At 58.5% G+C, this 14,867-nt stretch carries 13 protein-coding genes; 5 read left to right on the top strand and 8 right to left on the bottom strand.

All coding sequences use genetic code 11. The annotated features are described in order from the left end of the window. The first annotated feature begins 37 nt into the window (after positions 1–37). Complete coding sequence (gene thiI, locus RVM24_RS15130) at positions 38–1,492, top strand: tRNA uracil 4-sulfurtransferase ThiI (RefSeq protein WP_061330890.1); 1,455 nt, start codon at positions 38–40, stop codon at positions 1,490–1,492. A 1-nt stretch (position 1,493) separates the two neighbouring features. On the opposite strand, the gene RVM24_RS15125 is transcribed toward thiI, so the two are convergent. Continuing rightward, positions 1,494–2,507: a histone deacetylase family protein gene (locus tag RVM24_RS15125; RefSeq protein WP_061330889.1), complete on the bottom strand. Its 1,014-nt coding sequence runs from the start codon at positions 2,505–2,507 to the stop codon at positions 1,494–1,496. Between the two features lie 195 nt (positions 2,508–2,702). Between RVM24_RS15125 and RVM24_RS15120 the strand changes: the two genes are divergently transcribed. Beyond that, positions 2,703–4,151 carry an NAD-dependent succinate-semialdehyde dehydrogenase gene (locus tag RVM24_RS15120; RefSeq protein WP_431474301.1) on the top strand — a complete coding sequence of 483 codons (1,449 nt, stop codon included), beginning with the start codon at positions 2,703–2,705 and terminating at the stop codon, positions 4,149–4,151. Positions 4,152–4,216: 65 nt separating this feature from the next. Here the strand turns inward: RVM24_RS15120 and RVM24_RS15115 are convergent, their stop codons facing one another. The 4 genes from RVM24_RS15115 to RVM24_RS15100 all read right to left on the bottom strand — a co-directional run bounded on the left by RVM24_RS15115 (position 4,217) and on the right by RVM24_RS15100 (position 7,487). Next, positions 4,217–4,630, bottom strand: coding sequence for a substrate-binding domain-containing protein (locus tag RVM24_RS15115; RefSeq protein ID WP_061330887.1), 414 nt, complete (start codon positions 4,628–4,630; stop codon positions 4,217–4,219). Positions 4,631–4,639: 9 nt separating this feature from the next. Further along, entirely contained in the window at positions 4,640–4,951 is a 312-nt protein-coding gene (locus RVM24_RS15110) for a hypothetical protein (RefSeq protein WP_431474300.1), read from the bottom strand. A 129-nt stretch (positions 4,952–5,080) separates the two neighbouring features. Further along, positions 5,081–5,845: a hypothetical protein gene (locus RVM24_RS15105; RefSeq protein ID WP_431474299.1), complete on the bottom strand. Its 765-nt coding sequence runs from the start codon at positions 5,843–5,845 to the stop codon at positions 5,081–5,083. Between the two features lie 28 nt (positions 5,846–5,873). After that, entirely contained in the window at positions 5,874–7,487 is a 1,614-nt protein-coding gene (locus tag RVM24_RS15100) for a methyl-accepting chemotaxis protein (protein ID WP_061330885.1), read from the bottom strand. Positions 7,488–7,739: 252 nt separating this feature from the next. Between RVM24_RS15100 and uvrD the strand changes: the two genes are divergently transcribed. Next, the gene (gene uvrD / locus RVM24_RS15095) at positions 7,740–9,905 is read left to right on the top strand and encodes a DNA helicase II (RefSeq protein WP_374812583.1); all 2,166 of its coding nucleotides are present in this window, start codon (positions 7,740–7,742) and stop codon (positions 9,903–9,905) included. A gap of 332 nt (positions 9,906–10,237) precedes the next feature. On the opposite strand, the gene RVM24_RS15090 is transcribed toward uvrD, so the two are convergent. The 3 genes from RVM24_RS15090 to arsH form a co-directional block, all read right to left on the bottom strand. Further along, positions 10,238–11,035 (bottom strand): undecaprenyl-diphosphate phosphatase, encoded by a 798-nt coding sequence (locus RVM24_RS15090; protein ID WP_431474298.1) that lies wholly within the window; start codon positions 11,033–11,035, stop codon positions 10,238–10,240. A 134-nt stretch (positions 11,036–11,169) separates the two neighbouring features. Beyond that, positions 11,170–12,234: an ACR3 family arsenite efflux transporter gene (arsB, locus tag RVM24_RS15085; RefSeq protein ID WP_342631334.1), complete on the bottom strand. Its 1,065-nt coding sequence runs from the start codon at positions 12,232–12,234 to the stop codon at positions 11,170–11,172. Positions 12,235–12,243: 9 nt separating this feature from the next. Then, positions 12,244–12,960, bottom strand: a complete 717-nt coding sequence (gene arsH / locus RVM24_RS15080; RefSeq protein ID WP_431474297.1) for an arsenical resistance protein ArsH — start codon at positions 12,958–12,960, stop codon at positions 12,244–12,246. A gap of 91 nt (positions 12,961–13,051) precedes the next feature. On the opposite strand from arsH, the gene RVM24_RS15075 reads away from it, so the two are divergent. Both RVM24_RS15075 and RVM24_RS15070 read left to right on the top strand, forming a co-directional pair. Next, complete coding sequence (locus RVM24_RS15075) at positions 13,052–13,816, top strand: metalloregulator ArsR/SmtB family transcription factor (protein WP_431474296.1); 765 nt, start codon at positions 13,052–13,054, stop codon at positions 13,814–13,816. Positions 13,817–13,861: 45 nt separating this feature from the next. Continuing rightward, positions 13,862–14,866, top strand: a complete 1,005-nt coding sequence (locus tag RVM24_RS15070; protein WP_431474295.1) for an ArsJ-associated glyceraldehyde-3-phosphate dehydrogenase — start codon at positions 13,862–13,864, stop codon at positions 14,864–14,866. Position 14,867 lies beyond the last annotated feature (1 nt).

Raw genomic sequence — 14,867 nt, 5'->3', positions numbered from 1 at the left:
TACGCTACCCGACGTTATTCCGATCAAAGACTTTTTTATGAAACTGCTTATTCGTCCCGCCCCGGAAGTGGCCATCAAGAGTAAACCCGTTCGCCAGCAGCAAATGCGCCAGTTGCGGCAGAATATTCGTAAGTTGCTGTCCCGGCTGGAACCTGAGATTCGGGTGGACGGCAGTTGGGACCGGGTGGATGTGGAGGTTCCCGATGACCGCAGCCTGGAGGGCCCGGTGATCGATGAGCTGACCCGTATACCGGGTATTTCGACCATCCAGGAAATCGGCGTCTTTCCCTTTGTCGACATGGACGACGTCGGCGAAAAGGCGGTGCAGGCCTACGCAGACCGCCTTGCGGGCAAAACCTTCGCCGTGCGGGCCCGGCGCCATGGCAGTCATTCGTTCCGGTCCATTGATCTTGAACGCTCAGTGGGTGCCGCATTGCTCCAGGCTTCGAACGCCCGGGGAGTTGACCTGAAGAATCCGGACCTGGAAGTGCGGATTGAGCTCAATGAGGAACAGTTCCATATCGCCCATCGCCGCCATGAGGGCCTTGGGGGCTATCCTCTGGGTACCGTGGAAACGGTGATGACCTTGGTGTCTGGCGGTTATGACTCCTCTGTTGCTGCCTACCTGATGATGCGCCGAGGTATCCGCAGCCACTTCCTGTTCTTCAATCTGGGCGGCACCGCCCATGAGGTGGGTGTGCGCCAGGTGGTGCATTACCTTTGGCAGCGGTATGGGGCCTCCCATGGCGTGAAGTTTATTTCGGTACCCTTTGAAGGTGTGGTGGCCGAGATCATGCAGTCAGTGAATCACCGGCATTGGGGTGTGGTACTTAAGCGCCAGATGCTCAAAGCCGCGGCGGAAATTGCCCGGGATTATACGGCTACCGGCCTGGTGATGGGCGATGCCGTCGCCCAGGTGTCCAGCCAGACCCTGACCAACCTGAACGTGGTTGACCGGGCCAGTGACGAAGTGGTGTTGCGCCCGCTGATTGCCATGGACAAGCAAGAAATCATCCGCATTGCCAAAGAAATTGGCACCGAGCCCTTCGCCCGGACCATGCCGGAGTACTGCGGGGTTATTTCCAGCAAGCCGGTTACCCGCGCCAAGCTGCACCGGGTTGAGGAAGAAGAAGCCAACATGAACCCGGAGGTGCTGGCGCAGGCCATTGCCAATCAGCAGGGCACCATGGTGAGCCAGTTGCTGGATACCATCACCACACCGGAAGAAGTGGAGTTGGTGCAGACCCCTGCGGTGGAAGACGTGATCATCGATGTGCGGCACCCGTCGGAGGAAGAACGTTCACCGCTGACACTGACCAACAATGAAATCCTGAAAATTCCGTTCTACGAACTCAACCAGCAGATGTCTGATCTGCCGGCCAACCGCCAGTACCTGCTGTACTGCGACCGGGGCACCATGAGCCGGATGCACGCCGGTCACCTGAAGGCGGAAGGGCATGGCAATGTGAAGGTTTACACGCCTGCGGCCTGAGTCAGCCCGCCAACCCCTTGAAAAACTGCTGGACATTCTCGCTGAGGGTGTCCAGGTCATACCCGCCTTCCTGCACCACCAGCGTCGGCAGGCCCAGCTGGCGGATGTGGGTGCTTAATCTGCAGAAGCCCTCGGATGTTACCGAGACCTTGGCCTGCGGGTCGTTTTTGTAGATATCAAAGCCCAGGGTCAGGATCAGTGCATCCGGCTGGTACAGCCGGATTGCGGCCAGGGCCTCCTCAACCTTGGCAAAGAAGTCGTCCTCGCTGGCGCCATGGGGCATCGGCATATTGATGTTGTAGCCGTAACCTTCGCCCTCGCCCCGTTCATCCTCAAAACCACTGACCACCGGATAGAAGTTGGTGGGGTCGCCGTGAATGGAGATGTACAGCACGTCGCTGCGGTCGTAGAAAATCTCCTGTATGCCCTGGCCGTGGTGCATATCGGTATCCAGGATGACAGTGCGCGGAAACCGGCTTTTCATATGCTCGGCGGCAATGGCCGCATTGTTCAGATAACAGAAGCCCCCTGCCGCGTCTTTGCGGGCATGGTGGCCTGGTGGGCGACACACCGCATAGGAGGTGCGTTCACCTGCAATCAGGGCATCCGCCGCGCCCAGGGCGGTCTGGGCCGACCAGTAGGCCGCTTTCCAGGTGTTTTCGCCAATCGGGCAACTGCCATCCGCCAGATAACAGGCCGCCTCAGCCAGTATGCCGCGCATGGCATTGGGCGAGCGCACGAAGATATTGGACATCACCTCATCGCCCCAGTCCTCGTTTTCCATCCATCGACGATGGGCAGACTCCAGGAAACGAAGGTAGCCCAGGTCGTGCACCTTTGATATCGGCGCCGCGCCCTGATCGGCCGGCTGAAGAACCGGAATCCCCATCGCCTTCAAGCCTTCCAGCATCTGGCTGGTGCGGTCGGGAACCTCCTGAGGCTGACGCATCTGGCCACGGGTGAAATACGTTTTGGGAATATGCAGATCCTGCGCCGGATGAAAAAATGCCTTCATTGAACCGCCTCCTCGGGAGTCTGGAAATACTCTTCCGAGTATAGGCAGTGACACTGAGGGGTCAACGAATCGCCGGCCGCGTTTTTTACACGCTGCCTTTACAGGCCGGCGATCAGCATCCACTATGAAAGACGTTCCAATACACCCGCGCCCCGTCGCACCCGGGCGCACCCAGGTTATTGAAGAGGAGCCGAAATGATCGAGTCACCACTGCTGAAAAACCTGACAGGCTACATCGGTGGGCGCTGGACCGACAGTGCCGGCGGCAACACCTTTGATGTGTTCAATCCAGCCACCGGCGAAGTGGTTGCCAAAGTGCCGTCCATGTCAGAGCAGGATGTGCTGGATGCCGTTGAGGCAGGCAAGTCTGCGCTCCGGCTCACCAACCCCTGGCCCATCGAGACCCGGCGCAAGTGGCTGGAAGACATTCGCGATGGTTTGAAAGAACATCGCGAGGAAATTGGCCGAATCCTGTGCATGGAGCACGGTAAGCCGTTGAAGGAAGCCCAGGGCGAGGTGGACTACGCTGCGGGTTTCTTCGATTACTGCGCCAAACACGTCAACGCCCTGGATGCCCATACCATCCCTGAGAAGCCCAAGGATTGCACCTGGACCGTTCATTACCGGCCTGTTGGTGTGACCGGGCTGATCGTGCCCTGGAATTTTCCCATTGGCATGATTGCCAAAAAGCTCTCGGCTGCCCTGGCGGCCGGCTGCCCGTCTGTGATCAAGCCGGCCAGTGAAACGCCGCTGACGATGGTGGCCTTCTTCAGCGTGATGGACAAGCTCGGGTTGCCGGATGGCATGGTCAATCTGGTCATGGGCAAGGCCAGCATGATCGGCAAGGTGCTGTGCGAGCACAAAGATGTGCCGATGCTCAGCTTTACCGGTTCCACCGAAGTGGGCCGCGGGTTGATTCTCGATACGGCGGAGCAGGTGAAAAAACTGGCGCTGGAGCTGGGCGGTAATGCACCGTTTATCGTCTTTGACGACGCCGACCTGGACGCCGCTGCTGACAACCTGATCGCCAACAAATTCCGTGGTGGCGGCCAGACCTGCGTGTGCGCCAACCGGATTTTCGTGCATGAAAAGGTCGCGGAAGCTTTTGGCCAGAAGCTGGCTGAGCGGGTTAACAAGATGACCGTTGGCGATGGCATGAAAGACGGGGTCGACATTGGCCCGCTGGTTAACCAGGCCGGTTTCGACAAGGTCAAACGCCACCTTGAAGATGCCCTGGAGAAAGGCGGCAAGCTGGTGGCCGGCAAGCAGCCGGCGGAGTTGGGCAAGGGTCTGTTTTTCCCGCCCACCGTGGTCATGGGCGTCAATCGGGACATGTGTTGTTATCAGGAAGAAACCTTCGGCCCATTGGTGCCCATGGCGCTGTTCCGTACTGAGGAAGAAGTCATCGATGCCGGTAATGACACCGAGTTCGGCCTGGCGTCCTACGTGTTCACCGCCGATGCCGAGCGTGCCCAGCGGGTCGCCGCTGGCCTGCGCTTTGGCCACGTTGGCTGGAACACTGGAACCGGCCCCACGCCGGAAGCGCCTTTTGGTGGCATGAAAGCCTCCGGTATTGGCCGTGAAGGTGGTCTGGAAGGCCTGTTTGAGTTTGTGGAAGCGCAGACGGTGCCCAGAGGTTTCTGATCATCAACCTCAAAACGGCAAAAAGGCGAGCCTCGGCTCGCCTTTTTGCATTTCAGAGCCGGAGCTCAGGGCGTCAGGATCACCTTGACGCTGTCATCCACATCGGCGGAGTCGATGTAACCAATGGCACCGGGCGTGGAAGCGACCTGGGCTTTCATGGCGGAGGCATTGCCCGCTTCTTCCGGCGGTTGGCCACGGCCGGTGAACACCTGCTGAGACCAGAAGGCTTTCAGCTGGGCATCGTTACGGCCGGTGACCTTGCTGTGGAACTCGGCGCGGGTAGCGTCGCCTTCCGGCAGCTCGAAGGGGTTGGCACTTTGGCCATCCGGTAGCGCCTGACTGCGGTTCAGGTACAGATCACGAACTTGATTGGAACTGATGCTGTCCGGGCCACTCGGGTGACCAATAATCACCACATCTGCCAAGGCGAGGGGGCTGGCCATCAAGCAGGCCGCTAACAACAGGCTAAGCTTCTTCATGGGGCCTCCTTAAAACGCTGAGTCGATTTTCAGGGTGTAGACGTTGGTGCTGCTGGCGTTGCTTTCCAGCATGTAGGCGGTGTTCAGATTGCCAAAGCCCTTATCGAGCCCACGAACGTGGGTGATGTCTGCTTTGATGGCTACGCCCGGGGTGATGTCCCAGCGAGTACCAACGCTGTATTCATTGCGCTGGTAGTTGAGGATCGACTCCGGCACCACGCCAGGAATAAAGGCACCCGTGCGCTCGTTATCGTCCTTGCTCTCTGTCCAGCCTGTTGCAACATACGGCGTCCAGCTGCCGAAACGGTGACCAACAGACAAGTAAGCGGAGTCGGTATCGGCGAACTTGCCATCGACTTCTACCCGCGTGACTTCACCGATGATCAGCCAGCTGCCGTTGTCATAGCTCGCGCCCAGACCATAGAAGTTCCCTCGATCGCCGTCGGCGAGTTAGGTGATCCCAGCCGGTAATGTAATGCCGCTCTGTGCCGCCAGCGCGCCCAGTCGTGTCGCATCAATATCGGCTTCAGCCGTTGCTGCAACGCCCCGGATGGTCCACACATAGTCGGTCCAGCTCAGGTTCAGACCGGCTATGTTGCGCAGTTGCACATCACCCGAGTTACCGTCTTCGTCGGTAAAGCCGGTGAAGAAGTTGGCATTCAGTGAGGAGTTATCGAAGTTCCAGTTGTAGCTGGCATCGGCCCCCACATAGCTGGTGACAGCAATCGGGCCGTACACGCTCTGGGGCGGACGGGCCCAGGGCTGGGCGTAGCCGACTTCCAGGGAATCCGAGTACATGAAGAATGGAATGCGCATCTTGCCGGCGCGCAGCTGCAGGTTGTTGGTGGGACGGTGGCTCAGGTAGGCCCACTCGACTTCTGGCTCCCAATCATCGGCGCCGCGCCCAACCAGCTGCATCACAATCTGGCTTTTCTGGGTAACGTCAAAGGTACCCTGCAGGGCGAACAGGCTCAGGTCTTTGACTTCGGATTCTTCGGTGATGCCGGCGTAGCCTGCGTCGTTGCTGGCACGCGCGTAGCCGGTGCTGAAAAAGCCGTTAAACCGGACGCCGGTGTTGCGGGCCGAGTTCAGCTGCTGCTGCATGGCGTTCAGCTGTTGCTGCATGCGCTCCAGGGTTTGCTCGGTATCTTGTGCCATGACTGGCGTGGCGGCAATTGCCAACGCCAGGGGCGCGACGGAGAACAGTCTCTTCATCAGGTACATCCTAGTCTTTGGTTGGGTATTAAACTCGGAACTGGCCGGCAACGCTCTGCAATCCATTACTGACGTCCTGGATCTTGCGGCTGACGTTGTCCAGCTCATCGGTGCTTTCCATCACCGCCTCGGCATTGCGATGCATATCGCCCATGTGGCCGGTGACTTCGCTGAAGGTGGTGCTCTGCTCATAGGTGGCAGCAGCGATTTGTTCGTTCAGCTCGCTGATCTGCTGAACGTTTTCAAGGATCTTGCTCAGGACCTCGCCGGACTCAGTGGTGGCATCGACGCCCTCCCGGGCCATTTCCACGCTGCCTTTCATGGAGGTAACGGCATTGCCTGACAATTTGGACAGCTCGGAAATCACCTGCTGGATTTCTTCGGTTGCTTTGTGGGTACGCACGGCCAGCCCCCGAACTTCATCGGCTACCACGGCAAAACCGCGGCCGTGCTCACCGGCACGGGCAGCTTCGATGGCGGCATTCAGTGCCAGCAGGTTGGTCTGCTCAGCCACGGTTTGAATCGTTTCCAGCAGCCCCCCTACCTTCACGGAGAATTCGTCAAACTGGTTTACCAGGCCTGCAGTCTTTTCGATCTCTGCCATCAACTCCCGGATGGTGCTGATGTTGCTGTTGACCTTCTGCTGACCGGCAGTGGCAAATTTTGCAGCGTCTTGAGTCTGGTCAGACGCGGACGAGGCAAAGCCCGCCACTTCTTCAACGCTCTTGACCAGTTCTTCAACGGAGTTTCGGGTTGAGGAGATGGCCTGGGCCTGCTGGCTGATGCGCCCCAGGTTGGTCCGGCTGGTGCCGGCGAGGTGGGATGCAACATTGTTCAAGTCGCCAATATCGTTCTGGATGGTGGCAAACGAGTTGTGCAGCTTTTCAACAAACTTATTGAACTGGTTCACCAATGCGCGCAGTTCATCTTTGCCTTCATACTGAATTCGGGAAGTAAGGTCGCCCTCGCCAGACGCCATGTTGCGAAGCGAGTTGATAATTTGGTCCAGACTGCTTGAAATGGACCTGCCGATCACGAGGCTAAGCGCAACCAGCGCAATCAGAGCAACCACAAGAATTAACAGCGAAACCGTGCTGGCCTCAGTGGATGCCGCTGTGGTGTTGTCTATCGCATCCACCAGTCTGGTTTCCATGGCGTTGCGCATAGCATCCAGATCACTGCGCAGCTTTTCCAGACGGTTGGCGTTGGCAGAGGCTTCCTGGCCAATGCGGCCGAAATCCGCAGTACCGTCGATAATGGCCATAGCGATGCGGTTGGCGTTGGAGTAGTAAGTGTCCAGGTCTCTACCGAGCTGGTTCGCTTGCTGGCTCAAGCCGGGATTCAGGTCCGCAATCTTTTGCAGGTTGGAGGTAATGTCATTTTTCTGCGCTGCTGTGGCTTCCAGTTGCTGGTCATCGCCAGTGGTTACGGCGCTGTTGATCTGGTTCTCAATAAGCTGCAGCAGACCCCGATTAATGGTAGACAGTTCAAGGGACGGATAGAGCTGGTCACGAACCTCCGCTAGCCGTTGGGAATTGCTCCGCTCGGTAAGGATAGAAAACGCTTGGCTGACGACAAACGCGGTAATCGCAACCACAACCAGCAGTGCCAGTTTGTGAGATATTTTGAGTGATGAGAGCATGTTGTCGGTCCCTGTGCGTCAGCCATACGACTTTAGTCGGGCGGCATTCTAGGTCGTTTTTTGAACGTCTGACACAGAATTACTGTGTCAGTGTGTTAAGGCGTGTATCGGCGGCAGGTCCGCTGTCTTAATCCCTAGTCATTGAATTATTTGGTGATATACCTATTTGTAGGTAGCCGGCAGGACAAAGGACGAATACGTTCAGGCCTGATACAATGCCTGTAAATTTAACCAGTGATGAAGCCGATCTCCATGGATGTCTCCCACATTATCGACCCTCTGAACGACGCCCAGCGCGAGGCCGTTACCGCCCAGAACGATCACCTGCTGGTACTGGCCGGCGCGGGCAGTGGCAAGACGCGGGTGCTGGTACACCGGATTGCCTGGCTGATGACGGTAGACCGGGTGCCGCCCACCGGCATTCTGGCGGTGACTTTTACCAACAAGGCCGCCAAAGAGATGCGCTACCGCATTGAAGAGATGATGAATATTCCGTCTCGGGGATTGTGGTTCGGTACCTTTCACGGCATTGCTCACCGTTTGCTGCGTTCCCACTGGAAAGACGCCGGCCTGCCGGAGAATTTTCAGGTGCTGGACAGCGACGACCAGCTGCGCATGATCAAGCGAGTGATGCGGGAGTTCCAGATTGATGAAAGCCAGTGGCCGCCCAAGCAGGCCCAGTGGTTCATCAACAGCCAGAAAGACGAAGGCCTGCGCGCGGATCACATCCAGGAAAACCCGGGCGATCATTTCACCAGCACCATGCTCAAGATCTACCGCCAGTATGAAAAGCTCTGCCAGCAGGGCGGCCTGGTGGATTTTGGCGAGCTGCTGCTGCGCTCCCACGAACTCTGGTTGCACCGGCCGGAATTGCTGAAGCATTACCAGCAGCGTTTCCAGCACATTCTGGTGGACGAGTTCCAGGACACCAACACCATTCAATATGCCTGGTTGCAGGTGTTGGCCAGCAATCGCGTTCCGCTGACCGTGGTGGGTGATGATGACCAGTCCATCTACGGCTGGCGTGGCGCCAAGATCGAGAACATCCAGCAGTACCAGCGGGACTTCCCCAACGCCCGCCTGGTGCGGCTGGAGCAAAACTACCGCTCCACCCAGATGATCCTGAAGGCCGCCAACTCGGTGATCGCCAACAACCAGGGCCGTTTGGGCAAGGAATTGTGGACCGACGGCCCGGATGGCGAGCCGATCAGCCTGTACGCGGCGTTCAACGAGCAGGATGAAGCCAACTACATTGCCGATTCCATCAATGCCTGGGTTAACGACGGCAATCTGCGTAGCGAATCCGCGATCCTGTATCGCTCCAACGCCCAATCCCGTGTGCTGGAAGAGGCGCTGATGCGACAGGGCATTCCTTACCGGGTATACGGCGGCCTGCGCTTCTATGATCGCCAGGAAATCCGCAACGCCCTGGCGTACTTGCGCCTGGTGCAGTACCACCGGGACGACGCCGCCTTTGAACGGGTAGTAAACATTCCCACTCGGGGCATCGGTGCCAAGAGCCTGGCGGAATTGCGGGAATACGCCACCGAGCAAGGCATTTCCCTGTGGGAATCCGCCGAGCGACTACTGGCGGCGGGCCAGGTAAAAGGTCGGGCGAAAACCGGGTTGCAGTCGTTTATGGAGATTATCAACGGCTTGTCTGAAATGGTCGGTGAGGCGTCATTGCAGGGCCTGATGAAACAGGCCATCGAAGCCAGTGGCCTGAAGGACTACCACGCCAGCGAAAAAGGTGAGAAGGGCCAGGCGAGGGTAGAGAACCTGGAAGAACTGGTGAACGCGCTGTCGGATTTTGAAGTGGAAGACGGTGTCGACCCGCTGGCGGAGTTCATCGCCCAGGCAGCACTGGATGCCGGTGAAGCTCAGGCCGATGCCCATGAAGACAGCGTGCAGTTGATGACTCTGCACTCGGCCAAGGGCCTGGAATTCCCGCTGGTATTCCTGGCGGGTGTTGAGGAAGGTTTGTTCCCTCACAGCATGTCGCTGGAAGAGCCGGGGCGCATGGAAGAGGAGCGTCGGCTGGCCTATGTGGGCATTACCCGGGCGATGAAAAAGCTGGTGCTTACTTACGCGGAATCCCGCCGTTTGTACGGGCAGGAAAAGTTCCATGCGCTGTCGCGGTTTGTTCGGGAGATTCCGGCGGATTGTCTGCAGGAAGTGCGGTTGCGCAATACGGTGACGCGCCCGGCGATGGTGGGGCGCCCCAATGAAAGCATGTTCAGCCAGGATTCGGCCCAGCAGTCCGGTTTCAGCCTCGGCCAGCGCGTTCGTCATCCGAAGTTTGGTGAGGGCATCGTGATGAACTCCGAGGGGACGGGGCACCACACCCGCGTGCAGGTGAACTTTGATGAAGGGGCCAAGTGGCTGGTGTTGGCTTATGCTCCGTTGGAAGCCTGCTAGTTGGTGTTTGGTCCGGCTTGGGGATGGCCTGTTTAAAACACGCCTCAAGACGTCCTGTTCGGCTTGGGCTCCGCCATCCCTGGCTCCGCACAGTTTTAAACAGGCCATCCCCAACCCGAACCTCTGACGTGGGTGCAGTCCGCAACAGGTTAACGGGTTGATTTCAGTCAGTCGTTTGAGGCCCGCAAAGAGTTTGGCGCACAGGGCTGGTAAGGCTTGCCAAAACTGTGCGGAGCCAGGGATGGCGGAGCCCAAGCGTCACATGGATGTGCCGAAGGAGCGTGTTTTGGAAAGCCTTACCAGCTCTGTGCGAGCACCAAAACCGGGAAGGCCTACATCAAGACGGCATAAATCACACCCGCCAATGCGATACGGTAGAGAACGTAGGGCCACATGCCTACCTTGTTCAGCCACTTCAGGAAGAAATGAATGGCGGTGATCGCCATGATAAACGCCGTTACACCACCGACCAGAAACCCGGTCCAGTCCACGGTAATATCAGACGTCGCAGCCTCCAGAAGCTTCACCGCCGAAGCCAGCGCGGTAATCGGAATCGCCAGCAAAAAGGAAAACCGGGATGCCGTCTGTCGGCTCATGCCCAGCAGCAGGCCGGCGGTGATGGTGGCGCCGGAGCGGGAGGTGCCGGGGATGAGGGCCAGGGCCTGTGCGCAGCCTACCAGCAGGGCATCCTTCCAGGTCAGTGAATCCAGGGTCCGGCCTTTGTTCGGGCGCCAGTCGGCCCAGCCCAGGAGCAGGCCAAAGATCAGGGTGGTGAAGAAAATCACTTCCACCGCCCGCAGTTCGTTGTCGATCATGTCCAGCAAGGCCAGCCCGGCCAGGCCCGCAGGGATGGTGCCGATCACCAGGAACCAGGCCATATTGCCCTGGCCAATCATCTGGCGTTTACTCAGGGATAACAGTCCATCCCGGGTGATGGCGAAAACGTCTTTGCGGAAATAAAGCACCACCGCCAGCAGGGTGCCCACGTGCACGGCGAGGTCAAAGCCGACACCCTGGTCAGTCCACTCGAAAAAGGCGGGGATAAGGATCAGGTGGCCGGAGCTGGAGATGGGTAGGAACTCGGTCAGCCCCTGAAGAATGCCGAGAAAAAACGCCTGAAAAAAGTCCATGTGGTCCTGTCCGTCTGGTGGAAGAAATCTCTCCCGGTTTGCCAGCGGGCGATAGTATCAGGCGCGGGCGGGGCTGAACAGGCGGTGTGGATTACCCGCAGGACAGGAGCCCTTGCGGGTAATGTTTATCTTGCTCAGGCAGGAAAGTGGCCACGGGTCTTGTTGGCGATGCGAACCAGCATGAGCATCAATGGCACTTCCACCAGCACCCCCACAACGGTCGCCAGCGCGGCACCCGATTGCAGACCAAACAGGGCAATCGCGGCCGCCACCGCCAGCTCAAAGAAATTGCTGGCACCGATCATGGCGCCGGGCGCAGCAATGCAGTGGCGTACCTTCCAAAGCTTTGCCCAGCCGTAGGCGATGAAAAAGATCAACACCGTCTGGATGATCAACGGCACGGCAATCAGGGCAATGTGCAACGGGTTCTGCAGAATGACTTCACCCTGGAAGGCAAACAGCAGCACCAGCGTGACGATCAGGGCCGCCGGCGTCACCGGCCCCAAGCGTTTCATGAATACGTCGTCGTACCAGCGCTGGCCGTGGCGGGCAATCAGGATGCGGCGTGTGAAATAGCCGGCGGTCAGCGGAATCACAATATAAAGAAGTACCGATATCAGGACGGTATCCCAGGGTACCTGGATATCCGAAATCCCCAGCAGGAACACCACAATCGGTGCGAAGGCGAATAGCATGATGATGTCGTTCAGGGAAACCTGCACCAGGGTGTAGGCGGCATCGCCACGGGTCAGGTAACTCCAGACAAACACCATGGCGGTGCAGGGGGCTGCACCCAGCAGGATGGCGCCGGCAAGGTATTCGCTCGCCAGATCTGGTGCGATGAAGGGCTCAAACACTACCATCAAAAAGAACCAGGCGATGGCAAACATGGTGAAGGGCTTGATCAGCCAGTTCACCGTGGTGGTGATGGCAAGCCCCTTGGGCTCTTTGCGTACCCCGACAATGGCGCTGAAATCGATCTGGGCCATCATCGGGAAGATCATTGCCCAGATCAGGATGGCGATGGGGATGGATACCTGTGCGTATTCAAACCGGGACAGGGTTTCCGGCACGGAGGGCGCCATTTGGCCCAGGGCTACGCCGACAACAATCGCCAGGGCTACCCAGACAGACAGGTAGCGCTCGAAAACACCCATGCCGCCGGATGAAGCCTCCGCGGCCAGCTCGTTACTGCTCATTGCACTTCCTTATATGGAACGTTGGTTCACGCGCTTGGACAATTGTTCTGCACTTTCCCTGCGCTCGGAATAACGATCGGTCAGGTAATCGCTGCGGTCCCGCACCAGCAGGGTGAACTTTACCAGCTCTTCCATGACATCCACGATGCGGTCGTAGTAAGCCGACGGCTTCATGCGGTTGTTGTCATCGAATTCCATGAATGCTTTGGGCACCGAGGACTGATTCGGAATGGTCAGCATCCGCATCCACCGGCCCAGCACCCGCAACTGGTTCACCGCGTTGAACGACTGGGAGCCACCGCACACCTGCATCACGGCCAGGGTTTTGCCCTGGGTGGGGCGCACAGCGCCCAGGGACAGCGGTATCCAGTCGATCTGGGTTTTCATGATGCCGGTCATGGCGCCGTGCCGCTCCGGAGAGCACCACACCATGCCTTCACTCCACTGCACCAGTTCCCGCAGCTCCTGAACCTTCGGGTGGCTGGCATCTTCGGCATCGGCCAGGGGCAAGCCCTTAGGATTAAAGACGCGGGTTTCCGCGCCCATGGCTTCCAGCAGGCGGGCGGCTTCTTCCACCGCCAGGCGGCTGAACGAGCGTTCGCGCAGGGAGCCGTATAGCAGCAGGATTCGGGCTGGGTGGTCTGAGGGGGGCGCCGAGAATACCCTGCCGGTTGTCGGTGTCTCGAACAGGTCGGCGTCAACGTTGGGGAGGTTCTGGAGTTTCATGATTCCGTTTTCGTCCTTTACGACATCATCTTGTCACACTATTATGCATAAAATTAGATATTCGTAAAAACGTATATGTGGGGATGTGGATATGAAGCGCCGAGTTCTGTTTATCTGTACCGCAAACAGTGCCCGTTCCATCATGGCAGAGGCTTTGCTCCGGCACGTGGCCGGAGACCAGTTTGAAGTGGCCAGCGCTGGTACCCAGCCCACCGAGCCGCATCCGCTGGCGCTGCAGGTATTGTCCGAGGCCGGTATTGCCACCGAAGGGCTGTATAGCAAGCAGCTCGCCGAGTTGAAGGGTCAGTACTGGGACTACGTGATCACCCTGTGTGAAAAAGCCGCCCGGGAATGCACCGCCGCTTGCCAGGGTGCGCAGCAGATTGCCTGGGACTTTCCGGACCCGGCAGAGACCAACCGCCACGCTACGTTTGCCCTGACGTTGAAAGAGCTGAAGGAGCGCCTTGGCCTCTTTACCCTGGTGCACCAGAAAGAAACCGGCCTGAAACCCGCCGACTACAGCCCGGTTGCGATCTTCAAGGCCATGGCCGACGACCTGCGCCTGGCCGCGCTGTTACTGATCAAGGATCAGGAAAAACTGTGCGTATGTGAGCTGACCGAAGCCTTCGAGGTGTCGCAACCAAAAGTCAGCCGCCACCTGGCGAGCCTGCGGGATGCCGGGCTTCTGGAAACCGAGCGTCGTGGCCAATGGGTCTATTATTACCTTAACCCCCGGCTACCGGCCTGGGTGGCGAGGGTTCTGGATGAGACCGCTCTGAGTAACGGGGCGTTGATCGAGCGCCCCCTGGCGCAATTGCAGGCCATGGCGGATCGCCCGGTTGTACAGTGCCCCTGATCACTTAATAAGTTTACGGATTGCGAAGGTCGCAAGGAGATCACGATGAGCAAGATTAAAGTAGGTATCAACGGATTTGGACGCATTGGCCGGCTGGCGCTGCGGGCTGCCTGGGGCTGGCCGGAACTGGAGTTCGTTGCCATCAATGACCCGGGAGCAGACGCGGCAAGCCTCGCGCACCTGCTGAACTTCGACAGTGTCCACGGCCGCTGGAGCCATGAAGCCAGTGCCGATGGCGACGACATGGTGATTGAAGGACAGCCCCTGCGCGTTACCCGAAACCGGGCCATTTCGGATACCGACTGGTCTGGCTGTGATCTGGTGATTGAAGCCAGCGGCGTGAACAAGAAAGTCGAGGTTTTGCAGGCCTACCTGGACCAGGGGGTGAAGCGGGTGGTCGTCACCGCGCCGGTAAAGGAAGCGGGCGCCAAGAACATTGTGATGGGGGTGAACGAACACATCTTCGACCCGGCCACCGATCGGATTATCACCGCGGCCTCTTGCACCACCAACTGCCTGGCCCCGGTGGTTAAAGTGATCCATGAGAAATTGGGCATCAAGCACGGTTCCATCACCACCATTCACAGCCTGACCAACACCCAGACCATCATCGATGCGCCCCACAAGGATCTGCGCCGGGCCCGGGCCTGTGGCAGTTCACTGATTCCCACCAGTACCGGTTCTGCGACCGCGATTATCGAGATCTTTCCGGAGCTCAAGGGCCGGCTGGACGGCCACGCGGTGCGGATTCCGCTCACCAACGCATCACTGACCGACTGTGTTTTCGAAGTGGAAAAGCCCACAGACGTGGAGACGGTTAACAGGCTGCTGAAAGAAGCCGCCGAGGGCGAGCTGAAAGACATCCTGGGCTATGAAGAGCGTCCATTGGTGTCCATCGATTACAAAACCGATCCCCGTTCATCCATCGTTGATGCGCTGTCCACGTTGGTTATCAACGGCACCCAGGTAAAGATCTACGCCTGGTACGACAACGAGTGGGGTTATGCCAACCGTACCGCCGAGCTGGCGCGCAAGGTGGGCCTGGCCTGAT

Origin of the sequence: Marinobacter sp. KM021 (assembly GCF_050707965.1) — a bacterium.
Lineage (GTDB): Bacteria > Pseudomonadota > Gammaproteobacteria > Pseudomonadales > Oleiphilaceae > Marinobacter > Marinobacter shengliensis.
Note: the sequence above shows the minus strand (reverse complement) of the source record. Positions and strands in the feature narration are given on the sequence as shown.